A 21,721-nucleotide genomic window follows, 5' to 3' on the forward strand; every position below is an offset into this window, starting at 1 on the left:
AGGCCGGGGTATAAAATTGGCATTGAACATAGTGCACGCTGTTGAGTTCTCAAGAATCGGACACATCCCGCCTCCACACCAGAACGGTGCTTCACAACGGAAGTGATCGAAGATATTGTTGCTTGCGTCATACGCGTCTTCTCGGTAGACTAGGAGAAGTTTCTTTCTCCCTGTCGCCGTGGCAACTTGTATAACTTAGCACATCCGCAGGCCGTGTCAAATCCGGCTTCTTCGCGATGCCGTCACGCTTATAGGCGCTCCGACGTTGCTCGGTTCAGGACCTGAGTCCTGCGCCGGGCGGCGAAGTTGCTGGATCCGAGGAATCCTGCGAAGGCTTTACATCCGCGCGGCAGACCTGCTCCTAAAAGCTGTCTTGCCGAGTGGATGGTCCCGATTGAGGCCGGGACGTCGGAGCTGCTGCTCTTTCCGTTTCCCTGCGGCCTTTGTGGCGACTCGGACTAAGTTACGCAGCGATCGCGGTGCTGTCAAACGACGGGCCGAAGTCGCACATCCCGGGCGTGTCGGGATCGGGGGTCCTCCCCGTCGGCGCCCGGTTCCGCGGGCGGATCTTGGGTCCGAGCCGGCTGCATCGGACCGAGGCGGGCACCCGCGCGCGGGATCCGACTCCACCGAGTGGAAGGACCCTCCCCGGAAACGACGAGGAGCGCGCGGCCCGGATCGCTCCGGTACCGCGCGCTCCTCGAGGGGATGCCGGGACTACGCCCCGATGCCGACCGCCTCGGGGGAGACGTCCGCACCGGGAGCCGAGGGCTCGAGCGCCTCGGCGACGCGCTGCGAGAGCGACGAGTCGACGTTCGCCCAGTACTGGAGCACGCGCTGCCGCAGCTCCGGACGGGTGACCTTCGACACGTGGCCGGCGATGTTCGCGACCAGGCGGGCGCGCGCGTCGTCGTCGAGGACCTCGCGGTAGAGCGTCCCCGCCTGACCGAAGTCGTCGTCCTCCGGGTGGAGGGTCGCCGCGGCGCGCGTCAGCTCGCCGTCGGTCTCCCAGCCGGCCGACTCCGCCGCCCGAGCGGGATCGGCGTGGGCGCCGCCCATCGTGTTCGGCGCGTAGACGGGCACCTCGGACTTCTGGAAGTCGAACCGCATGGGGCCGTCCTTCGAGTACGAGTGCACCGGCGACTTCGGCGCGTTCACCGGCAGCTGCGCGTGGTTGGTCCCCACGCGGTAGCGGTGCGCGTCGGCGTAGCTGAAGATGCGCGCGAGGAGCATCTTGTCGGGGCTTGCCGCGATCCCGGGCACGAAGTTCGAGGGGGCGAACGCCGCCTGCTCGATCTGCGCGAAGTAGTTCTCGGGGTTCCTGTCGAGCGTCATGGTGCCGACCTCGATCAGCGGGTAGTCCGCGTGCGGCCAGACCTTGGTGAGGTCGAACGGGTTGAACCGGTAGCTCTTCGCGTCCTCGTACGGCATGACCTGCACGGACAGCGTCCACGAGGGGAAGTCGCCGCGGTCGATCGCGGAGGACAGGTCGCGGATGTGGAAGTCCGCGTCCTCACCGGCGATCTGGTCGGCCTGCTCCTGGCTCAGGATCTCGACGCCCTGGTCGGTCTTGAAGTGGTACTTGACCCAGAAGCGCTCGCCGGCGGCGTTGATCCACTGGTAGGTGTGCGAGCCGAAGCCGTCCATGTGCCGCCACGAGGAGGGGAGGCCGCGGTCGCCCATGAGCCACGTGACCTGGTGGGCCGACTCGGGCGAGAGGGTCCAGAAGTCCCACTGCATGTCGTGGTCGCGCAGGTGGCTGCCGGGCAGGCGCTTCTGCGAGCGGATGAAGTCGGGGAACTTGATGCCGTCGCGGATGAAGAAGACGGGGGTGTTGTTGCCGACGAGGTCGTAGTTGCCCTCGCTCGTGTAGAACTTCAGCGCGAAGCCGCGGGGGTCGCGCCAGGTGTCGGGCGAGCCCTGCTCGCCGGCGACCGTGGAGAACCGCGCGAGCATCTCGGTCTCGACTCCGGGCTGGAAGAGCGCGGCACGCGTGTAGGCGCTGACGTCGGCGGTGGTGGTGAAGCGTCCGAAGGCTCCGCCGCCCTTGGCGTGGACGACCCGCTCCGGGATGCGCTCGCGGTTGAACTGGGCCAGCTTCTCGACGAGGTAGTGGTCGTGGAGCGCGAGGGGTCCGTCGGCTCCGACGCTCAGCGAGTGGTCGTCGCTCGCGACCGGTGCTCCGGAGTTCGTGGTGGTGAATCGTTCCTCGGTCATGTTCCTCCTGTCGGCGAGGGGCACGGAGCCCGCCGCTGCGGTGTAGCGGATGTCGGTCAGTGGGCCAGGGCCAGGCAGTCGGGGCAGGTGCCCCAGAACGTGACGTCGGCGGTGTCCACGGCGAAGCCGCTCGCGGTCTGCGGATGCAGGCACGGCGCCTCCCCGACGACGCAGTCGACGTCGGCCACGGCCCCGCAGCGCCGGCACACCACGTGGTGGTGGTTGTCGCCGACCCGCAGCTCGAACCGGCGGGGGTGGCCCTCCGGCTCGATGCGGCGGACGATCCCGGCGTCGGTGAACGCCGAGAGCACTCCGTAGACCGCCTGGGCCGAAGCCTCGGGGAGGCCCTCGCGCACTCGGGCCAGGACCGCGTCCACCCCGGAGTGCGGGTGCTCCTCGAGAGCGAGGAGCACCGCGCGCCGGGTGGCGGTGACCTTGAGCCCGGAGGCTCGGAGCCGCTCGTTCACTGTCGTCATGCCGAGGACACTACCCGAGTTGTCTTGAGCGGATCAAAACAACGGGCGGCGTGGCGCGCTCGTCCGGGTGAACGGCCGGGAACGCTCCGGCGGCCACGCGGAGGCTCCGATCAGGCGACCGGACCCTCGACCAGCACGACCTGGGCGGAGCGGGCGGCGCCCGCGGTGTCGGTCCACGAGATCGTCACCGACTCCCCGGGCTCGCGCTGCGCGAGCGAGGCGGACAGCTGATCGGCCGAGGCGACGGCGACCCCGTCGACCGCGGTGACGACGTCCCCCGCCTCGAGGCCCGCCTGCGCGGCCGGCCCGCCCTCGACGACTCCGCCGATCACGGCGCCGGACGCGGTGGTCGCGAGCGCGCGCGAGGTCGGCGACGCGGTGCCGGAGGAGAGGGAGACGCCGAGGAAGGCCGGGTAGCCGATCTCGACAGTGGCCGTGTCGGCGCCCGCCTCGATGGTGGCCACGATGTCCAGGGCCTTCGAGATCGGGATCGCGAAGCCGGTGATGTCGGCCGTCCCGCTGGAGGCGGCGGTGTCCATCCCCACGACGCGGCCGGCGGAGTCGACGAGCGGGCCGCCGGAGTCGCCGGAGACGATGTCGGCGTCGGTCTGGATCAGCCCGGTCAGCGTCTCGGCGGAGATCCCCGACTCGGAGCGGGTGGTGATCTGCTGATCGAGACCCGTGACCGTGCCGGTGGCGGCGACCAGGTCGCCCGTCCCTCCCGCGTTGCCGACGGCGGTCACGGTGTCGCCCACAGCGACCCCGTCCGTGTCGAGCGAGGCGGGGGTGAGGCCGGAGGCGTCCTCCAGCTGCAGGACGGCGACGTCGTTCGTCGCGTCGGTGCCGACGACGCGGGCGGTGTAGCTGCGGCCCGTCGACTCCACCGTGACCGAGATCGCGGTGGCGCCCTCGACGACGTGGTTGTTGGTGAGGATCATGCCGTCGGAGGTGAGGATCATGCCGGTGCCGGCCGAGCGGGCGCCCTGGTAGGTGAGCTCGGAGGTGATCGTGACCACCCCGGCGGTCTGCGCGGTGCTCGCGGCCACGGCGTCGGTCGCGCCGGTGGCCGGCTCGGAGGCGGAGGAGCCGCCCTGCGTCGAGCCGTACGGGGAGGAGCCGCCCTGCGTCGATCCGCCCTGCGTCGATCCGCCCCAGGAGGGGACGATCACGTACCCGCCGCCGAAGGATCCGCGCGAGCCGCCGGGGTAGACGATCGTGGTGGCGCCGGCCGAGGCCGAGGAAGCCGCCTCGGTGCGGCCGGCGGTGGCGACTCCGCCTGCTGTCACTCCGATCAGCACGGCGAGGCCGAGGCCGCCGGCGATCAGCGCCCGACGACGACGACGGCGGTCGTCCGCGCGCAGCGCGCGCACCTCGTCGGCGCCCGTCGCCTCGGTGGTGGCGGGCTGGTCGGTGAGCTCTCGCTCGTCGGATTCGTGTCGCTCGTTCATGGTGTCGTCCTCGTGCCGGGGCCGCCCCTGACGGCGACCGGTTCCCATTCCACGCCCGGCCTCCCGGCGCCGCCTGGATGCCGCTTATGCGGTTCCTATGAGCGCTCGCTCCTCTGAATGGTTGTAGCGTCAACCAAAAGCGGGTAGCGTCTCCGCCGTGACCACCTCCTCCCCCGACCTGCTCGCTCCCGACACCGCGATGGGCGCGGTGACCCTCCGCGTCGCCGACCTCGACGGGATGATCGCCTACTACCGCGACGCCGTGACGCTCGAGCTGCTCTCGCACGACGGACCGGTCGCGGTGCTCGGCCGCGGCGGAGTGCCGGCCGTGATCCTCCAGCACGCGCCCGAGCTGGTGCACGCCTCGCCGCGCAGCGCCGGCCTCTTCCACACGGCGATCCTCTTCGAATCGGAGGCGGCGCTCGCCGCGGCCGTGTACAGCGTCGCGAGCCGGCACCCCGGCTCCTTCACCGGCAGCTCCGACCACCTGGTCAGCAAGGCCTTCTACTTCGACGACCCCGAGCACAACGGCGTCGAGCTCTACTGGGACCGCGACCGCACGCAGTGGTCGTGGACGCACGGGCGGATCGAGATGAGCACGCTCTTCCTCGACCCGAACGCGTTCCTGCAGGAGCACCTCACCGAGGAGTCGATCGCGCAGCCGCGCCTCGGCGGCGCCTCCGTCGGCCACGTGCACCTGAGCGTGGGCGACGTCGCCACGGCGAAGGAGTTCTACGTCGACCGGCTCGGCTTCGAGACGACGATCGCGTACGGCGGGCAGGCGCTCTTCGTCTCGGCGGGCGGCTACCACCACCACATGGCGATGAACACCTGGAACTCGGCGGGCGCCGGACGCCGGCAGCAGGCCCTCGGCCTCGGACAGGTGGAGATCGTGGTGCCCGGCGCCGACGACCTCGGCGCGCTCGGCGAGCGGCTGGCCCGCTCCGGAGTCGCCACCCGCGACGACGGCCGCACCCTCGCCTTCGAGGACCCCTGGGCGAACGCGATCCGCGTCACGACCTCCTGAGCGCCGCCGATCGCGGGGACCCCCGCGGGTACGATGGTCGCGCGGAAGACCGCACTCCCCCGAGACTCCGGAGAACACGGTGCCCACGATCGTCGTTGAAGTCATGCCCAAGGCCGAGCTGCTCGACCCGCAGGGGAAGGCCGTCGCCGGCGCGCTCGCGCGGCTGGGCCACTCCGCCCTCCACGGCGTGCGGGTGGGCAAGCGCTTCGAGATCACCGTCGACGAGGTGACCGACGAGGTGCGCGCCTCGGTGCAGCGCATCGCCGACGAGATGCTCTCGAACTCGGTGATCGAGGACGTCGTCGGGATCCACTACCCGGCGGAGGCCGCCCGATGAGGATCGGCGTCATCACCTTCCCCGGCTCGCTCGACGACCGCGACGCCCAGCGCGCCGTCCGGTTCGCGGGTGCGGAGCCGGTCGCGCTGTGGCACGGCGACCACGACCTCGACGGCGTCGACGCGATCGTCCTGCCGGGGGGCTTCTCCTACGGCGACTACCTGCGCTGCGGCGCCATCGCCTCCCACTCCCCGATCATGCGCGAGGTCGTCGACGCGGCGAACGCCGGGACCCCGGTCCTCGGCATCTGCAACGGCTTCCAGATGCTCACCGAGGCGCACCTGCTGCCCGGCGGCCTGATCGCGAACGACATCGGATCCTTCGTCTGCCGCGACCAGCGCCTGATGGTCGCGAGCACCGAGACCGCCTGGACGAACGGCTTCGAGCCCGGCCAGGAGATCACGATCCCGCTGAAGAACGGCGAGGGCGGCTACATCGCCTCGGCCGCCACGCTGCTCGAGCTCGAGGCGGAGGGACGCGTCGTCGTCCGCTACCTCGGCCACAACCCGAACGGCTCCATGAACGACATCGCCGGCATCAGCAACCGCCGCGGCAATGTGGTGGGGCTCATGCCGCACCCGGAGCACGCCGTCGAGGAGGGCTTCGGGCCCGACACGGCCGCCGCGATGCGCTCGGGTGTGGACGGGCTGACCTTCTTCACGTCGGCGCTGAAGTCGCTGCTCGCCTCCGCCTGACGCATCCGGTCCGGGCGGCTCCGCCCGCCCGCGACGCACGAGACCCCCGGTTCCGGCCGGGGGTCTCGTGCGTGATGGGCGATGTTCGCGGGGCCGCTCAGGGCCCGGTCAGGACCTCGGGCTCGGGGGTCATCGAGATGGTGGGGATCGAGGCGGTGATCACGGTGCCGTCGGAGCGGCGGGTGCCCTCGATGTCGGACGTGGTCGGCGCGCCGTGCAGGCGGCGGCCCTGGTGCGTGAGCGGGACGCGCACGGGGCTGCCGGCAGCGACGTGCACGCGCTCGTCGCGGACGGTGATCGCGGCGGAGTCGCCGGTCTCGACCGTCAACAGGACCTCGGTCTGCGTCACCTCGACGCGCACGCGCGTGCCGTGGAGGGTGATGCGGAAGGCGAGGCGGTCCCAGTCGTCGGGCAGGCGCGGGTCGAGCGTGATCCGCCCACCGTGGTCGCGCATCCCGCCGAAGCCGTAGACGAGGGCGCTCCAGACGCCGCCCGTGGAGGCGACGTGGATGCCGTCCGCGGTGTTGCGGTGCAGGTCGGCGAGGTCGACGAACAGCGCCGACAGGAAGTAGTGGCGGGCCAGGTCGCTGTAGCCGACCTCGGCGGCGATGATCGACTGCACGACGGCCGAGAGGGTCGAGTCGCCGGTGGTCAGCGCGTCGTAGTACTCGAAGTCGGCGCGCTTCTGCTCGGCGGTGAACTCGTTGCCCTGCAGCAGCAGCGCGAGCACGACGTCGGCCTGCTTGAGCACCTGGAAGCGGTAGATCACCAGCGGGTGGAAGTGCAGCAGCAGCGGGCGCTTGCTCGCGGGGGTGTTCTCGAGGTCCCACAGCTCCTTCTCGAGGAAGGCCGCGTCCTGCGGGTGGATGCCCGCCCGCGCGTCGAAGGGGATGTGCATCTTCTCGGCAGCGCGCGCCCACTCGAGCACCTCGCCCTCGTCGAGAGCGAGGCGGTCGGCCATCCGCTCGTACGCGGCGGGCTCGACGGCCTTCAGCAGCTCGACGGCGCGGGCGGCCGAGCGGAGGTTCGCCCGGGCCATGACGTTCGTGTACAGGTTGTCGTTGACGACGGTCGTGTACTCGTCCGGCCCCGTCACTCCGTGGATGTGGAAGTGGTCGTCGCCGTTGCTGCGCCAGAAGCCCAGATCGGCCCACATCCGCGCGGTCTCGACGAGGATGTCGATCGCTCCGCGGGCGAGGAAGTCGTCGTCGCCCGTGGCACCCACGTACTGCATGAGCGCGTAGGAGATGTCGGCGTCGATGTGGTACTGAGCGGTGCCGGCGGCGTAGTACGCCGACGACTCCTGCCCGTTGATGGTGCGCCAGGGGAACAGCGCGCCGCGCTGGTTGAGCTCGGAGGCGCGCGCGCGGGCCGCCTCGAGCATGTTCTGCCGGAAGCGCAGGGCGTTCCGGGCGACGAGGGGCGCCGTGTAGCTGAGGAACGGGAGGACGTAGACCTCGGTGTCCCAGAAGTAGTGGCCGCCGTAGCCGGAGCCCGAGACGCCCTTGGCCGCGACTCCGCCGCCGTCGGTGCGGGCGGTGGACTGGGCGAGCTGGAAGAGGTTCCAGCGGGTGGCCTGCTGGATCGCGGGCTGGCCGTCCAGCTGCACGTCGGAGCGGGTCCAGAAGTCGTCGAGCCATTCGCGCTGCTTGACGAACTGCTCCTCGACCGGCGTCTCGCGGGCGCGGTCGAGCGTGCGGTCGCAGCGGTCGGCGAGCTCGCGCACGGGCACGCCGCGGGAGGTGTGGTAGGTCAGCGTCTTGACCAGGCGGACCGGCCGGCCGGCCTTGGCCTTCACGCGGTAGACGTGCTTGGCGAGGTCGTCGTCGATCTGGGAGGTCTGGTCCCACTCGTTCTCGGTCTCGAGCTGGTGCTCGGCGCCGCAGGCGACGGTCATCTGGGAGTTGGTGGTCCGGTAGCCGAGGAGGTAGCGGGTGCCGCTGACGCGCTTGAGGCGCGGCTGGAGCACGCGGTCCTCGAACGACTCCGCCTTGCGCGGGTCGAAGCCGGCCCCCTCGCTGCCGGAGGGGGCGTGGTACTCGTCGACGCCGTCCTGGCGATTGAGGATCTGGCTCGAGATCAGCACGGACGCATCGTGGTCGAGCATCTCGACCTCGTAGTCGAGGATCGCGAGGTGCCGGTCGGTGAAGGAGACCAGGCGGCGCGAGCGGATCAGGACGCGCTTGCCGGAGGGGGTGCGCCACTCCAGCTCGCGGGTGAGCACGCCGTTCGCGAAGTCGAGGCGGCGCGAGTAGGCGAGGACGTCGGCCTCGCTCAGCACGAAGGGCTCGTCGTCGACGTAGAGGCGGATGATCTTGGCGTCCGGCACGTTGACGATGGTCTGGCCGACGCGGGCGAAGCCGAACGCCTCCTCCGCGTGGCGGATGGGCCAGGTCTCGTGGAACCCGTTGATGAAGGTGCCGTAGGCGTAGCCGTCGCGCCCCTCCTCCACGTTGCCGCGGAGGCCGAGGTAGCCGTTGCCGGTGGCGAAGAGCGTCTCGGTGCGGCCCTGCAGCTCGGAGGCGAACTCGGTCTCGACGAGGGCCCACTCGTCGATCGGGAAGCGGTTCCGGTCGAGCGGGTCGGAGGTGATGGGGTTCATGCGGCGTCCTCGGGGGCGGGAGCGGTGGGGAGGAAGGGGAGCAGCTCGGCCAGGTCGTCCACGACCAGGTCGGCGCCGTGCTCGAGCAGGGTGTCGGCCCCGACTCCGCGGTCGACGCCGACGACGAGGCCGAAGCCGCCCGCGCGGCCTGCCGCGACTCCGGAGTGCGCGTCCTCGAGGACGGCGCACTCCGCGGCCGGGAGGCCGAGGAGCTCGGCCGCGTAGAGGTAGGTGTCGGGCGCGGGCTTGCCGGCGATCGAGCGCTCGGCGGCGAGGAGCCCGTCCACGACGACCTCGAAGCGGTCGCGGAGGCCGGCCGCCTCGAGCACCGGCACGCCGTTGCGGGAGGAGGTGACGACGGCGACCTGCACGCCCGCGGCGATCGCGGCGTCGACGAAGCGGAGCGAGCCCGGGTAGGGAGCGACGCCGGTCTCGGCGAGGGTGCGGTTGAAGGCGTCGTTCTTGCGGTTGCCGAGCCCGCAGACGGTCTCGAGCGACGGGTCGTCCTCGGGCGCGCCCTCGGGGAGGGTGATGCCGCGCGAGGCGAGGAGCGCCCGGACGCCGTCGTACCGCGGGCGTCCGTCGATGTACCGGAAGTAGTCGGCGTCGGTGTAGCCCTCGACGATCCCGCGCGAGGAGAGGTACTCCGTGAACAGCCGCGACCAGGCCTGCATGTGGACGTCGGCGGTCGGCGTGAGCACGCCGTCGAGGTCGAACAGGAGCGCGCGGACGCCGCGGAGGGCGGAGGCGTCGGGGCGCGTCGGGGATGCAGTCACGGCGGGGAGGACCTCTGATCGGGGGCAGGCGTTCGGCGGTTCCGCCGATGACGGTCGTCCGCCGCGGACTGCAGGTATCGTATACGCCCCCCGGCCGCCGTGTGGAACCGTTTACACGTCCGTCATCTGCGCGCCGCCGGGGGCGTCGATCCGCTCGGGGGCGAGGCGGTGCCGCCCGAGGGGGAGCATCAGCGGGGTGCCCGAGGTCGGGTCGGTGATGATGCGGCTGTCGAGGCCGAACACGGCGAGCACCGTCTCCTCGGTGAGCACCGCGGCCGGGGTGCCGGAGGCGTGCACCGCGCCGTGCGCGATGGCCACGAGGTGGTCGGCGTAGCGGGCGGCCAAGTTGAGGTCGTGCAGCACCATCACCACCGTCGTCCCGCGGGTGCGGTTGAGGTCGACGAGCAGGTCGAGCACCTCGATCTGGTGGCTGACGTCGAGGAAGGTGGTCGGCTCGTCCAGCAGCAGCACGTCGGTCTCCTGCGCGAGTGCCATCGCGATCCAGACGCGCTGGCGCTGCCCGCCGCTGAGCTCGTCGACGGAGCGGTCGGCCAGGGCGGCGGTGTCGGTCGCGTCGAGCGCGGTCGCGACGGCCTCGTCGTCGTGCGCGCTCCAGCGGCTCAGCATCCCCTGGTGCGGATGGCGGCCTCGGCCGACGAGATCCGCGACGGTAATGCCCTCCGGGGCGATCGGCGACTGCGGGAGGAGGCCGAGCGTGCGGGCGAGCTGCTTCGCCGGCGTCCGGTGCACGGCCCTGCCGTCGAGCAGCACGGCGCCGGAGCGGGGCGCGAGCAGGCGCGACATCGAGCGCAGGAGCGTCGACTTGCCGCAGGCGTTCGCTCCGACGATCGCGGTGATGCGGCCGGGCGGGACGACGAGGTCGAGGCCGTCGACGACCGTCCGGTCGCCGTAGCCGAGGGTGACCCCCTCGGCCGTCAGGGTGTGCGCGGTGGTCACAGTGAGCCTCCCGCTCTGTTGCTGCGGACGATGAGGTAGACGAGGTAGGGCGCCCCGAGGACGCCGGTGACCACTCCGACCGGGTAGCGCAGGCCCAGCCCGAACTGCCCGGCGAAGTCGGCGACGAGCACGAGCAGCGCGCCGACGAGGGCCGAGGGGATGAGGAGCGACGCGCCGGGCCCGATCAGGCGGGCGGCGATCGGGCCGGAGAGGAAGGCCACGAACGCGATCGGGCCGGCGGCGGCCGTCGCGAAGGCGATCAGCCCGACCGCGGCGACGATCACGACGAGGCGGGTGGCGTTCACGCGGATGCCGAGCGCGGAGGCGGTGTCGTCGCCGAGCTGCGTGGCGGAGAGGTCGCGCGAGCGCGAGAGCAGGACGGGGGTGAGGACGACGACCGCGGCGAGGACCGGCACGACCTCGCTCCAGCTCGCGCCGTTGAGGCTCCCGGTGAGCCAGCGGGACGCCTCCTGCAGGTCCCACGCGGCGGCCTGCGAGAGCACGTAGGCGGTGAGGGAGTCGAGCATGGCGGCGACCCCGATGCCGATCAGGATCAGCCGGGTGCCGGCGACTCCGCTGCGGTAGGACAGGGCGTAGACGAGCAGGGCGACCACGAGTCCCGCGACGATCGCGAGGGCCGAGACCTGCGCGGCCCCGAGCGAGAGCGTCACGATCGCGAAGGCCGCGGCGGCGCTCGCCCCGGCGCTGATCCCGATGATGTCGGGGCTGGCGAGCGGGTTGCGGAGCATGGTCTGGAAGCTCACTCCGCCGAGCCCGAAGCACAGGCCCACCAGCAGGGCGAGGACGGCGCGCGGGAGGCGGAGGCGCCCGACGGTGAAGCTCGCCCCGGGGACCTGCTCGCCGAGGATCACGCGCAGCACCTCGTCGGGCGAGTAGACGGTCTGGCCGACCAGCAGGGAGACGGCGAGGACGGCCGCGATCAGGACAGCGAGCACGGCGACGACGACCCGGCGGCGGGCCCCGCGGCGGCGGCGGCCGGCCGCGACGGCGCGGGCGGTGGCGGAGGGCGCCTCGAGCAGCGCGGTCACAGCTCGCGCACCTTCTGGCGGCGGACGATCGCGATGAACACCGGGGCGCCGACCAGCGCGGTGACGATGCCCACGTCGATCTCGCTCGGGCGCGCGACGACGCGGCCGACGATGTCCGCCGCGATCAGGAGCACGGCGCCGGTCACCGCCGAGAACGGCAGCAGCCAGCGGTGGTCCACGCCGACGAGGAGGCGGCAGGCGTGCGGGACGACCAGGCCGACGAAGCCGATGGGCCCGGTGACCGCGGTCGTCGCTCCGCAGAGCACGACCGCGCCCAGGGCGGCCCCGCCGCGCGCGAGGGCGACCCGCTCCCCCAGGCCCGCGGCGAGCTCGTCGCCGAGCGCGAGGGTGTTGAGGCTCTTGGCCGAGAGAACGCAGAGGACGAGGCCGGCCAGGAGGAAGGGGAGCACCTGCGCGATGCTCGCGGACGTGGCGCCGCCCACTCCGCCGATCTGCCAGGAGCGGATGCCGCCCGCGATGTCGGCGCGCGGCAGGACGATCGCGCTGATGACCGAGACGAGCGCGGCCGAGGTGGCGGCGCCGGCCAGGGCGAGCTTGAGCGGAGTCGCGCCGCCGCGCCCGAGCGAACCGACCGTGTAGACGAAGACCGCGGCGACCGCGGCCCCGCCGATCGCGACCCAGACGTAGGCGGCGGAGCTCGTCAGCCCGAAGAAGACGATGCCCGTCACGACCGCGAGCGAGGCTCCGGTGTTCACCCCGAGGATGCCGGGGTCGGCCAGCGGATTGCGGGTCACCCCCTGCATCAGCACGCCGGCGACGCCGAGGGCCGCGCCCGCGATCGCGGCGAGCACGGTGCGCGGGATGCGCTTGGCGACCGCGGCCTGCGCGAATCCGTCCGTGGACCCGCCGAACGCGGCGACCACGTCGCTCCACGCCACCTCCCGCGACCCCACCAGCACCGAGACCACGGCGGCGGCGAGCAGCACGGCCACGGCCGCGACCAGCCAGAGGGCGCGCAGCCGCCTCGGGCGGCGCACGGCGGCGACGCCCGAGGCGGCGGGAGGAGCGGCGAGGGTCACGCGGGTCGGGTCCCGGCTCAGGCGGCCGGAGTGCTCTGCGCGGCCTTGGCGGCGGCCTCGTCGAGCAGGTCCAGGTAGTCGTCGAGGACCCACGAGATCGAGAGCGGCGTCGGGTTGGCGGCGGTGCCGAGCGGGGTGGAGGGCAGGCGCACGATGGCGTCGTCGGCGACCGCGGGGATCTGCGAGAGCAGCGGGTCGGCCTTGAGGGTGCTCACGAGCTCGTCGTCGCCGTAGGTGACGATCACGTCGACGTCGCTGAAGGCGTCGGCCTGCTCGGCGCTCTGCGTGAGCGAGAACTTGTCGGTCGCGGCGGAGGCGGTGGCGATGCTGCCCGGGGTGGCCATGCCGAGATCCTCGAAGAACGCGGGGCGGGTGTCGTGCGAGGTGTAGAAGCTGACCTGGCTGAGGTCGGTCGGGTCGACGTGGGTGAGGAACATCGCAGAAGTGCCGGCCAGCTGCGGGTGCGCGGCGACCTTCTCCTCGATCTCGCTCTCGAGCTCGGTGATCAGGGCGGCGCCCTCGTCGGCCCTGCCCATCGCCTCGCTGTTCAGCGTGATCATGTCGCGCCAGGAGGTGCCCCAGGCGGTCTCGGGGTAGGCGACGACCGGGGCGATCTCGCTCAGGGTGTCGTAGTCCTCCTGCGTGAGGCCGGAGTAGGCGGCGAGGATGACGTCCGGGTCGGTGTCCGAGACGGCCTCGAAGTCGATGCCGTCGGTCTCATCGAAGAGGACGGGGGTCTCGGCGCCGAGCTCGTCGAGCTTCTCGCTCACCCAGGGGAGGAGTCCGTCGCCGTCGTCGTCGCCGAAGTTGGCGGCGGCCATGCCCACGGGGACCACGCCCAGCGCGAGCGGGACCTCGTGGTTGGCCCAGTTGACCGTCGCCACGCGCTCGGGCGCCGACTCGATGGTGGTGGTGCCGAGAGCGTGCTCGATCGTGATCGGCGTGAAGCCGCTGTCGGCGGCGGCGTCGTCTCCGGCGGCCGAGCCGCTGCAGCCGGCGAGGCCGATCGTCAGCGCGGTGGCGGCGAGCAGGGCGAGGGGCGTGGTGGCGCGGGGCATGGGTCCCTTTCGAGAGGCTGTGCGGGAGGCGGCGCAGGGTCCGAGTGGATCGGCACTAAGGACAGCCTAACCAAATAATGTGCGGGCTCTCAGCCCCGATTCCTCGCCTCCCGAGGTCGGAGGCGCCCGGAGGTGCCGCTCGCGAAGCCCGGACACGGCCCCGCCACGGCCGCGGACGTCACGCCGTCGCGAGCCTCTCGACGGTGCGCAGGTTCCGGGTCGTGGTGCTCGAGCGGTAGGCGGATCGGGCGAGGATCCGTGCGACCGGCGTGTCCGTCGAGGAGCCGCGCGGGCAGCGCCAGTAGAGGACACCGGCGCCCCGGGTGACGAGCTCGACCGCCGGATCCGGCTCGCCGATCGCAGCCTGCGCGGCGTCGAGCGCCTCCTCGTCCGAGCCGAAGACGACGTACGGATGCGCCTCCTCGTCGATCCGCGGGAACGGGTAGGCGGCGAGCACCGCGGCGAGCGCCTCCTGCGTCACGAGCACGATCCAGGCGTCGTAGCCGAACCGCTCGGCGAGCGCCGCCTCGAGCGCGGGCTTCAGCTCGGCGGCCGGGCGGTCGGAGTCGAAGGCCGCGTTGCCGCTCGCGAGGACCGTCCGCACCCGGTCCACGCCGATCCCGGCGACCGTCTCGGCGAGCTCGGCGCTGCGGACGGTGCGGCCGTTGACGTTCACTCCGCGGAGGAGGGCGAGGAACCGGGTCATGCGGCCGACGGTAGCGTGACGGCATGGCGCGCGGAAGCGGACGACGACGACCCCGGCGGACCCTCGAGGAGGAGATCCTGCGGGCGAGCGGGCGCGGACCCGGGGCGAGGACGCGGGCGGAGACCGTCCCTCCCTCCGGACGCCGGCTGGTGGCGCCGCCCGCCTCGGGCACCCTTCTCCACGTCGACGTGGACGCGCTGGTGGCGCTCGCCGCGCGGGAGGACCTGCTGATCGCGCTGGAGCGGCGGATCGGCGAGCACGCGGTGGCCGCGACTCCGGTGCTCTCGTGGTGGTCGGCGACTCCGTCGGTCCCGGGCGAGGAGGAGGAGCGCCGGCTCGACGCGCTCGTGCTGCGGACGGTGGAGCTCGGGGCGGGGCCGGCCGAGGACGTGGACTCGCGGCTGCGGGAGCTGGCGCACGAGGGCGGTCTGGACGAGCTGGGCGCCGCGCTGGCGCTGCTCGCCCGGATCCCGGATCCGCCGGCGGCGTTCCAGGATCCGGACGGGTTCCTGCGCGTGACGGTCCCGGAGTCGCCGTTCGAGCGGCGGCTCGAGGTCCTCGCGGAGGCGCAGGGCCGGGCGGGCGAGCTGCTGGTTCTGCTGCGCGACTGCGCGTTCACCGCGACCCTGCCGCGGCGGCGCTCGGCGATCGCGGCGATGAGCGGGCGGATCAGGGCGGCCGCGGACCCGGGGCGCCTCGACTCCCGGCGGCTGGACGAGCTCGCGGAGGCGGTGGACGCGGCGCTCGAGAAGCGGTGGACCGTGCTCTGACGGCGGTCCGCGTTACGGGCGCGCCCGTCGCGGTGACCGTTCGCGCACCGGTTCAGCCCCCGCGCACCCCGGGTGAATAGGCTGGACGGATGCCTCTCACCGGTCTCGACCTCCGCCGCTTCCCCGCCGCCCTGAACGACGAGGGCGGTCCCGATGCCGCCACCGCCGCGTGGGCCACCGCGATCAACGCGGGCTTCCACGAGAAGGAGTTCACGCCGGAGAAGCTGCGCGACTGGGCCGAGCACATGGTCGCCGACCAGCGCGTGCTCACCGCGGTCGTCGACTCCTCCGCCCCCGAGGGGCTCGACGGCGCGGGCGTGCCGGTCGGCACCTACGCGGCGTTCCCCGGGGCCCTGCAGGTCGGCGGCGGACGCGAGCTGCCGGCGCACCTCGTCTCGCAGGTGACCGTGCGGCCCACGCACCGGCGCCGCGGCATCCTGCGCGCGATGATCACCGAGGACCTGCGCCTGGCGAAGGAGGCCGGCACCCCGGTCGCCGCGCTCACGGCGAGCGAGGCCTCCATCTACCGCCGGTTCGGCTTCGGCCGCTCGGCCTTCACCCGCTCGATCCGCGTCGACACCGGGCCGCGCTTCGGCCTGCAGACCGAGCCCGCCGGCCGCGTCGAGGTGGTCGCGACGAGCTGGCTGCAGCCGCGCATCCCCGCGGTGTTCGCCGCGTTCCAGGCGTCGACCCCCGGCTCGCTGACCCGCCAGTCGCGCTACGAGGCGAACTCCGTCGGCACCGCGTCCGGCGAGACCACGCCCGGCCTCGACGTCCGCTCGGCCGTCCACCTCGACGAGGAGGGGACGCTCGACGGCTTCGTGACCTACCGCGCGGTCGGGCCCGAGGACGACAAGACCCTCGAGATCGTCGACCTCGTCGCCCCCGGCGCCGACGCCTACCTCGCGCTCTGGGGCTACCTCGGCGCGGTCGACCTCGCCTCCGCGGTGACCTGGGACATGGCGCCGGTGGACGATCCGCTGACCTGGGCGCTCCGCGACGCGCGCGTGGTGCAGGTGAGCCACGTGGGCGACCTGATCTGGCTGCGGATCCTCGACGTCGCCGCCGCGTTCTCGGCCCGGCCGTGGACCGCTGACGGCTCGGTCGTCGTCGAGGTGGCCGACGGGCTCGGGCTCGCCGACGGCCGCTACCGCCTCACCGCCTCGGGCGGCTCCGCCACTGTGGAGCGCACCGGGGACGAGGCCGAGCTCGCGCTGGACGTGGCCGACCTGGGCTCGCTGCTGCTGGGCTCGGTGCGGCCGTCGATCCTGGCGAAGGCCGGGCTGGCGCGCGTCACGGGCGAGGCGGGGCGGATGGACCGCCTGTTCGCGCCGATCGCGACGCCGTACTGCATCTCGTTCTTCTAAGAGGCACCGCCCTCCCGGCGGCACCGCCCTCTCGGCGGCAGCGCGCGGCCGGCGGTGTCCGGCTCCCGCGCCGCCGCCGCCGCCGCCCCCGCGCATCCGCAGCCGCCGCGGACTGCCAGCCGCCTCCGGGCGTCCGCGCATCCCGCGTCGGTCATGCTGGAGGACCCGTCCCCGACACCGGCAGGAGTTCCGCGTGGGTGCATCCGTGATCGTCGACGTCATCGTCGTGCTGAGCCTCATCGGCGCGCTCGTCGACGGTCTGCGGCGCGGTCTGCTCCGGACCCTCGGCGGTCTCGCCGGGATCGTCGCGGGCGCGATCGGCGCCTCGTTCGCCGTGCCCGCCGTCTCGTCGTGGGCGGCCGGCAGCGAGTGGCGCCTGCTCGCCGTGATCGGCACCGCCGTGCTGCTGCTGGGCGTCGGCTACGCGATCGGAGCGACGCTCGGCGCGGTCATCGGCCGCGGAGCCGACCGCGTGAAGCTCGGCCTGCTCGACCGGCTCGCGGGCGGCGTCGCCGGCGTCGCGATCTCCGGCCTGGTCTGGATCGCCGTCACCTCGGCCGTCTCCCTCCTCGGCGTCCCCCTCGTCACGACCTCGGTCGCCGGATCGACGGTCATCCGCACGATCGACGACCTCACCCCCTCCCCCGTCCGCGCCTTCCTCGCCCAGCTGCAGTCGACCGTGGTCGACGAGGGCACGTCGTGGGTCGTCGAGGCGCTCGACGCTCCCACCCAGGCGCCCGCGATCCCGGACGTCTCGACCGACGACCCGGAGGTCGCCGCCGCCACCCGCTCGGTCGTGCGCGTCTCCGGCACGGCCTGGGCCTGTGACGTCGGAGTGACGGGCAGCGGCTTCGTCGTCTCGGACGACCGCGTGATCACCAACGCGCACGTGGTCGGCGGAGTCTCGCAGCCGGTCGTCGAGGCGCCGGGCGAGGCCCCGCGCACCGGCCGAGTCGTCTACCTGGACCCGGCCGCCGACCTCGCCGTGATCGCCGTCGACGGGCTCGACGCCTCCCCGCTCCCGCTCGACGACGCCGTCGCCGCCGGGGACGACGCGGTGGTCGCGGGCTACCCCTTCGGCGGCCCGCTGACCCTCGGCTCGGCCGAGATCTCCTCCGACGCCACGGTCTCGCTGATGGTCGACGGAGCACCGACCTCACGGGAGGTGCTGACCCTCGCCGCCGTCGTCAACCAGGGCAACTCGGGCGGCCCGCTGCTCTCTCTCGAGGGCACCGTGTCGGGCGTCGTCTTCGGCAAGGCCGCCTCCGTCGACAACGTCGGCTACGCCATCCCGCTCTCGGTCCTCACTCCCGTGGTCGAGCAGGCCGCCTCGCTGACGGACGCCGTCGATCCGGGGGCCTGCCGCTCGAAGTGAGCGGTCACGGCAGTGGTCCGTCGACCAGCACGAGGGTGAGGTCGTCGAGCCGCACCGTCTCGGGCCGCGCCGTCTCGAGGTAGGCGGACACGCGGGGATCGACGGGGAAGCGCGCCGACCGCTCGATCGCGATGGCGACGATCCCGGCTGACGACGGATCGGTCGTCACCCGGTCGCCGATGTAGGGCACGTAGACGCCCGAGGACATGCCCTGCGCGAGGACCAGGCCGCCGTCGAGGCCGCGCTCGCGCAGCACGTCGGCCACCCGCGCGATCCCGGTCGGCCGCTCCTGGGCGATCCCCGCCGTGGTGGCGATCGCGATCACGAGGGAGGCGGCCAGCAGCACCGCGCCGGCGCCGCGGGCGAGGGGTGCGGGCAGCACGATCCCGCCGCGCAGCGCCTCCGCGATGCCGATGCCCGCCAGCGCGCAGAGGAGCCACGCCCACGCCGCGTAGTAGTGCGGCAGCGCGACCGAGCTGATCGCCAGGTGGAACACGAGGAGGAGCAGCGTCGCGGCGCTCAGGTAGAGCACCAGCGCGCGGCGCCGCGGAGCGAGCAGGGCCAGCAGGGTCCCGAGGAGCAGCACGGCGAGCGCCGCCGGCCCGATGCCGACGACCATGAACCAGAGGTTCGCCCACCACGGAGGGAAGACGTACGCGGTCCCGGCGACCTCGATCAGGTGGCCGTCGGCGTTGTGCTCGGACTGGAACTCGAGCAGGTACCGGACCGCCTCGACCGGGTGCACCGGCAGGTAGGCGAGCACCCCGGTGACGACGAACGCGACGGAGAGGGCGAGGCCGCCCCGCAGAGCCCGGGCCCTGCTCCCCGACCAGAGCAGCGGCAGCAGGAGCACGGGCGCGAGGACCGCGGTGGTCAGCTTCGAGGTGACCGACAGCGCCAGCAGCGCACCGGCCAGCGCGATCAGCCAGCCGCTCCGCCTGCCCGGGGAGGCGCGCGACCAGGTCCACGCCGCCGCCATCGCCGCGACGGCGAAGAGCACCATGAAGGGCTCCAGGAGCGCGAGGCGGTCGATCCGGGTGCCGGCGCCCACGGCGGTGCGCGGGAGGAGGAGGAACAGGCCGGCCGGGACGAGCGCGAGCGTCGGGCCGAGCTCGCGCCGGAACCAGAGCCAGAGCACCACCCCGGTGAGGAACGCGGCCGCGCCGGCGGCGATCCTGCCCGCGAGCAGCCCCTCGCCGAGCAGCACCTGCGCGAGCCCGATCAGGTACTTCGCCGTCGGCGGATGCTCGAGGTTCGCGCTCACGTCGCCGTGCAGGTAGTCCCAGCCCGCGGCGAGGTACACGGGCTCGTCCGACGAGATGTTCGCCGCTCCGAGGTTCCCGAAGCACTGGTAGAGCCCCCACAGCACGGTCCCGATCAGAGCCGCCCGCTTCACCCGCCCGATCCTAGGCGCCGGTGCCCGCACCGCTCCACCGGAGGGCCCGGACCCCGGCGACCGCGGCGGGTAGGATCGACGCGCATCCCGTCCCCCTCCCCTGGAGCCTCCAGCACATGGCAGACAGCCGCACCGCCGTTCCCGACACCACTGCGAACGCGGAGGCGACGCCCGAGCGGGAGCAGCCCTACGCGGCCCTCGGACTCAAGCCCGACGAGTACGCGAGCATCCGCGAGATCCTCGGCCGCCGCCCCACGAGCGGCGAGCTCGCGATGTACTCGGTGATGTGGAGCGAGCACTGCTCCTACAAGTCGTCGAAGATGTACCTCCGCCAGTTCGGGCAGAAGGTCTCCCCCGCCATGAAGAAGAACCTCATGGTCGGCATGGGCGAGAACGCCGGAGTGGTCGACGTCGGCGAGGGCTGGGCCGTCACCTTCAAGATCGAGAGCCACAACCACCCGAGCTACATCGAGCCCTTCCAGGGTGCGGCGACGGGGGTCGGCGGCATCGTCCGCGACATCATCTCGATGGGCGCCCGGCCGGTCGCGGTCATGGACGCGCTGCGCTTCGGGGCGATCGACGACCCCGACACCGCGCGCGTGGTGCACGGCGTCGTGGCCGGCATCTCCTTCTACGGCAACTGCCTCGGCCTGCCGAACATCGGCGGCGAGACCTACTTCGACTCGGTCTACCAGGGCAACCCGCTCGTCAACGCGCTGGCCGTCGGCGTCCTCCGCCACGAGGACCTGCACCTCGCGAACGCCCGCGGCGTCGGCAACAAGGTCGTGCTGTTCGGGGCGCGCACCGGAGGCGACGGCATCGGCGGCGCGTCGATCCTCGCCTCCGACACCTTCGCCGACGGCGGACCGACCAAGCGTCCCGCGGTGCAGGTCGGCGACCCGTTCGCCGAGAAGGTGCTCATCGAGTGCTGCCTCGAGCTGTTCCGCAAGGACCTCGTCGAGGGCATCCAGGACCTGGGCGCCGCGGGCATCTCCTGCGCCACCTCGGAGCTGGCCTCCAACGGCGACGGCGGCATGTTCATCGAGCTCGACTCGGTGCTGCTGCGCGACCCCTCGCTCACGGCGGAGGAGATCCTCATGTCGGAGTCGCAGGAGCGGATGATGGCCGTCGTCACGCCCGAGAAGCTCGACGCGTTCCTCGAGGTCGTCGGCAAGTGGGACGTCGAGACCAGCGTGCTCGGCGAAGTCACCGACTCCGGCCGCCTCATCATCAACTGGCACGGCGAGGAGATCGTCAACGTCGACCCGCGCACCGTCGCGGTCGACGGCCCGGTCTACGAGCGCCCGATCGAGTACCCCTCCTGGCTCGACGCGCTGCAGGCCGACTCCTCCTCCCGACTGCCCCGCTCGACCGGCGGCGACGCGCTGCGCGCCGAGACCCTGGCGCTCCTGGGCTCGGCGAACCTCGCCGACAAGAGCTGGATCACCTCGCAGTACGACCGCTACGTGCTCGGCAACACCGCGCTCAGCTATCCCGACGACGGCGGCATGGTCCGCGTCGACGAGGAGTCGGGCCTCGGCTTCGCGGTCGCGACCGACGCGAACGGGCGCTGGTGCCAGCTCGACCCGGCGCAGGGCGCCCGCCTGGCGCTGGCGGAGGCGTTCCGCAACGTCGCCGTCACCGGAGCGACCCCGGTCGCCGTCTCGGACTGCCTCAACTTCGGCAGCCCCGAGAACCCCGAGGTGATGTGGCAGTTCCGCGAGGCCGTGGGCGCGCTCGCCGACGCCTGCCTCGAGCTCGAGATCCCCGTCACCGGCGGCAACGTCTCGTTCTACAACCAGACCGGCGACGTGCCGATCTTCCCGACCCCCGTCGTCGGCGTCCTCGGCGTGATCGACGACGTCGCGCGCCGCATCCCCTCCGGCTGGCAGGACGAGGGCGACAACCTCTACCTCCTCGGCACCACCCGCGACGAGCTCGACGGCTCCGCGTGGGCCGGCACGATCCACGACCACCTCGGCGGGCTGCCCCCGCAGCTCGACCTGGCCGCCGAGCGCGCGCTGGCCGAGCTGATCTCGGCGGGCGCGAAGGAGTCGCTCATCGCCTCCGCTCACGACCTCGCCGACGGCGGGCTCGTGGTGGCGCTGGCCGAGTCGGCGCTGCGCTTCGGCGTCGGGGCGCGCATCTGGCTCGACGAGCTGATGGAGCACGACGGCGTCGACGCGACGGCCGCGCTGTTCTCGGAGTCGACCGGCCGCGTGCTCGTGTCGGTGCCGCGCGAGGACGACGTGAAGTTCCGCGGGCTCTGCGAGGGCCGGGGCTACCCGGTGCTGCGCATCGGCGTGACCGACGCGGCGACCCCCGCGGTCGAGGTGCAGGGCCTCTTCACGCTGCCGCTGGACGAGCTGCGCTCGGTGAACGGCGCCGTGCTGCCGCGCCACTTCGGCTGAGCCTCCGGGCGATC

General features: G+C 72.8%; 18 protein-coding genes. 7 read left to right on the top strand and 11 right to left on the bottom strand.

Annotated features, from left to right (window positions below):
• Positions 1 to 717 precede the first annotated feature (717 nt).
• The 3 genes from C5D36_RS07380 to C5D36_RS07390 form a co-directional block, all read right to left on the bottom strand.
• Positions 718 to 2,217, bottom strand: a complete 1,500-nt coding sequence (locus tag C5D36_RS07380) for a catalase (RefSeq protein ID WP_104269005.1) — start codon at positions 2,215 to 2,217, stop codon at positions 718 to 720.
• A gap of 56 nt (positions 2,218 to 2,273) precedes the next feature.
• Positions 2,274 to 2,693, bottom strand: a complete 420-nt coding sequence (locus C5D36_RS07385; protein ID WP_104295536.1) for a Fur family transcriptional regulator — start codon at positions 2,691 to 2,693, stop codon at positions 2,274 to 2,276.
• Between the two features lie 110 nt (positions 2,694 to 2,803).
• Positions 2,804 to 4,141, bottom strand: a complete 1,338-nt coding sequence (locus tag C5D36_RS07390) for a S1C family serine protease (RefSeq protein ID WP_104295537.1) — start codon at positions 4,139 to 4,141, stop codon at positions 2,804 to 2,806.
• A 199-nt stretch (positions 4,142 to 4,340) separates the two neighbouring features.
• Between C5D36_RS07390 and C5D36_RS07395 the strand changes: the two genes are divergently transcribed.
• The 3 genes from C5D36_RS07395 (at position 4,341) to purQ (ending at position 6,200) form a co-directional block, all read left to right on the top strand.
• Positions 4,341 to 5,168 (top strand): VOC family protein, encoded by an 828-nt coding sequence (locus C5D36_RS07395; RefSeq protein WP_104222842.1) that lies wholly within the window; start codon positions 4,341 to 4,343, stop codon positions 5,166 to 5,168.
• A gap of 79 nt (positions 5,169 to 5,247) precedes the next feature.
• Positions 5,248 to 5,505: a phosphoribosylformylglycinamidine synthase subunit PurS gene (gene purS / locus C5D36_RS07400; RefSeq protein ID WP_104222736.1), complete on the top strand. Its 258-nt coding sequence runs from the start codon at positions 5,248 to 5,250 to the stop codon at positions 5,503 to 5,505.
• Complete coding sequence (purQ, locus tag C5D36_RS07405; RefSeq protein ID WP_104295538.1) at positions 5,502 to 6,200, top strand: phosphoribosylformylglycinamidine synthase subunit PurQ; 699 nt, start codon at positions 5,502 to 5,504, stop codon at positions 6,198 to 6,200. The genes purS and purQ overlap by 4 nt, the downstream gene beginning before the upstream one ends.
• A gap of 97 nt (positions 6,201 to 6,297) precedes the next feature.
• Here the strand turns inward: purQ and C5D36_RS07410 are convergent, their stop codons facing one another.
• The 7 genes from C5D36_RS07410 to C5D36_RS07440 all read right to left on the bottom strand — a co-directional run bounded on the left by C5D36_RS07410 (position 6,298) and on the right by C5D36_RS07440 (position 14,388).
• Positions 6,298 to 8,802, bottom strand: a complete 2,505-nt coding sequence (locus C5D36_RS07410; RefSeq protein ID WP_104222738.1) for a glycoside hydrolase family 65 protein — start codon at positions 8,800 to 8,802, stop codon at positions 6,298 to 6,300.
• Positions 8,799 to 9,578 (bottom strand): HAD family phosphatase, encoded by a 780-nt coding sequence (locus tag C5D36_RS07415; RefSeq protein ID WP_104295539.1) that lies wholly within the window; start codon positions 9,576 to 9,578, stop codon positions 8,799 to 8,801. The genes C5D36_RS07410 and C5D36_RS07415 overlap by 4 nt, the downstream gene beginning before the upstream one ends.
• 111 nt (positions 9,579 to 9,689) lie before the next feature.
• Positions 9,690 to 10,535 (bottom strand): ABC transporter ATP-binding protein, encoded by an 846-nt coding sequence (locus tag C5D36_RS07420; protein ID WP_104273138.1) that lies wholly within the window; start codon positions 10,533 to 10,535, stop codon positions 9,690 to 9,692.
• The gene (locus C5D36_RS07425; protein WP_258062886.1) at positions 10,532 to 11,584 is read right to left on the bottom strand and encodes an iron chelate uptake ABC transporter family permease subunit; all 1,053 of its coding nucleotides are present in this window, start codon (positions 11,582 to 11,584) and stop codon (positions 10,532 to 10,534) included. The genes C5D36_RS07420 and C5D36_RS07425 overlap by 4 nt, the downstream gene beginning before the upstream one ends.
• Positions 11,581 to 12,624 carry an iron ABC transporter permease gene (locus C5D36_RS07430; protein ID WP_104234258.1) on the bottom strand — a complete coding sequence of 348 codons (1,044 nt, stop codon included), beginning with the start codon at positions 12,622 to 12,624 and terminating at the stop codon, positions 11,581 to 11,583. Before C5D36_RS07430 ends, C5D36_RS07425 begins: the two co-directional genes overlap by 4 nt.
• A 17-nt stretch (positions 12,625 to 12,641) precedes the next feature.
• Entirely contained in the window at positions 12,642 to 13,682 is a 1,041-nt protein-coding gene (locus C5D36_RS07435; protein WP_104295540.1) for an iron-siderophore ABC transporter substrate-binding protein, read from the bottom strand.
• Positions 13,683 to 13,860: 178 nt separating this feature from the next.
• Positions 13,861 to 14,388, bottom strand: a complete 528-nt coding sequence (locus tag C5D36_RS07440; RefSeq protein ID WP_104225684.1) for a DUF1697 domain-containing protein — start codon at positions 14,386 to 14,388, stop codon at positions 13,861 to 13,863.
• A 23-nt stretch (positions 14,389 to 14,411) separates the two neighbouring features.
• On the opposite strand from C5D36_RS07440, the gene C5D36_RS07445 reads away from it, so the two are divergent.
• From C5D36_RS07445 to C5D36_RS07455, 3 genes are all read left to right on the top strand, one after another.
• The gene (locus tag C5D36_RS07445; protein ID WP_104262641.1) at positions 14,412 to 15,158 is read left to right on the top strand and encodes a DUF2254 family protein; all 747 of its coding nucleotides are present in this window, start codon (positions 14,412 to 14,414) and stop codon (positions 15,156 to 15,158) included.
• 89 nt (positions 15,159 to 15,247) lie between these two features.
• Positions 15,248 to 16,525 carry a GNAT family N-acetyltransferase gene (locus C5D36_RS07450; protein ID WP_104222746.1) on the top strand — a complete coding sequence of 426 codons (1,278 nt, stop codon included), beginning with the start codon at positions 15,248 to 15,250 and terminating at the stop codon, positions 16,523 to 16,525.
• Positions 16,526 to 16,718: 193 nt separating this feature from the next.
• Complete coding sequence (locus C5D36_RS07455; RefSeq protein ID WP_258060556.1) at positions 16,719 to 17,900, top strand: MarP family serine protease; 1,182 nt, start codon at positions 16,719 to 16,721, stop codon at positions 17,898 to 17,900.
• Positions 17,901 to 17,904: 4 nt separating this feature from the next.
• Here C5D36_RS07455 and C5D36_RS07460 read toward each other — a convergent pair whose 3' ends face one another.
• Positions 17,905 to 19,296 (bottom strand): glycosyltransferase family 39 protein, encoded by a 1,392-nt coding sequence (locus C5D36_RS07460; protein WP_181072811.1) that lies wholly within the window; start codon positions 19,294 to 19,296, stop codon positions 17,905 to 17,907.
• Between the two features lie 116 nt (positions 19,297 to 19,412).
• On the opposite strand from C5D36_RS07460, the gene purL reads away from it, so the two are divergent.
• Entirely contained in the window at positions 19,413 to 21,707 is a 2,295-nt protein-coding gene (gene purL / locus C5D36_RS07465; protein WP_104295542.1) for a phosphoribosylformylglycinamidine synthase subunit PurL, read from the top strand.
• Positions 21,708 to 21,721 lie beyond the last annotated feature (14 nt).

The organism is Rathayibacter sp. AY1C6, assembly GCF_002931535.1.
Classification (GTDB): domain Bacteria; phylum Actinomycetota; class Actinomycetes; order Actinomycetales; family Microbacteriaceae; genus Rathayibacter.

Excerpts from the sequence above, each read along its gene's own strand:
- C5D36_RS07435 (WP_104295540.1), bottom strand. The coding sequence starts at position 13,682 with ATGCCCCGCGCCACCACGCCCCTCGCCCTGCTCGCCGCCACCGCGCTG.
- C5D36_RS07410 (WP_104222738.1), bottom strand. The coding sequence starts at position 8,802 with ATGAACCCCATCACCTCCGACCCGCTCGACCGGAACCGCTTCCCGATC.
- C5D36_RS07395 (WP_104222842.1), top strand. The coding sequence starts at position 4,341 with ATGGGCGCGGTGACCCTCCGCGTCGCCGACCTCGACGGGATGATCGCC.
- C5D36_RS07390 (WP_104295537.1), bottom strand. The coding sequence starts at position 4,141 with ATGAACGAGCGACACGAATCCGACGAGCGAGAGCTCACCGACCAGCCC.
- C5D36_RS07450 (WP_104222746.1), top strand. The coding sequence starts at position 15,248 with ATGCCTCTCACCGGTCTCGACCTCCGCCGCTTCCCCGCCGCCCTGAAC.
- purQ (WP_104295538.1), top strand. The coding sequence starts at position 5,502 with ATGAGGATCGGCGTCATCACCTTCCCCGGCTCGCTCGACGACCGCGAC.
- C5D36_RS07445 (WP_104262641.1), top strand. The coding sequence starts at position 14,412 with ATGGCGCGCGGAAGCGGACGACGACGACCCCGGCGGACCCTCGAGGAG.
- C5D36_RS07380 (WP_104269005.1), bottom strand. The coding sequence starts at position 2,217 with ATGACCGAGGAACGATTCACCACCACGAACTCCGGAGCACCGGTCGCG.
- C5D36_RS07385 (WP_104295536.1), bottom strand. The coding sequence starts at position 2,693 with ATGACGACAGTGAACGAGCGGCTCCGAGCCTCCGGGCTCAAGGTCACC.
- C5D36_RS07440 (WP_104225684.1), bottom strand. The coding sequence starts at position 14,388 with ATGACCCGGTTCCTCGCCCTCCTCCGCGGAGTGAACGTCAACGGCCGC.
- purL (WP_104295542.1), top strand. The coding sequence starts at position 19,413 with ATGGCAGACAGCCGCACCGCCGTTCCCGACACCACTGCGAACGCGGAG.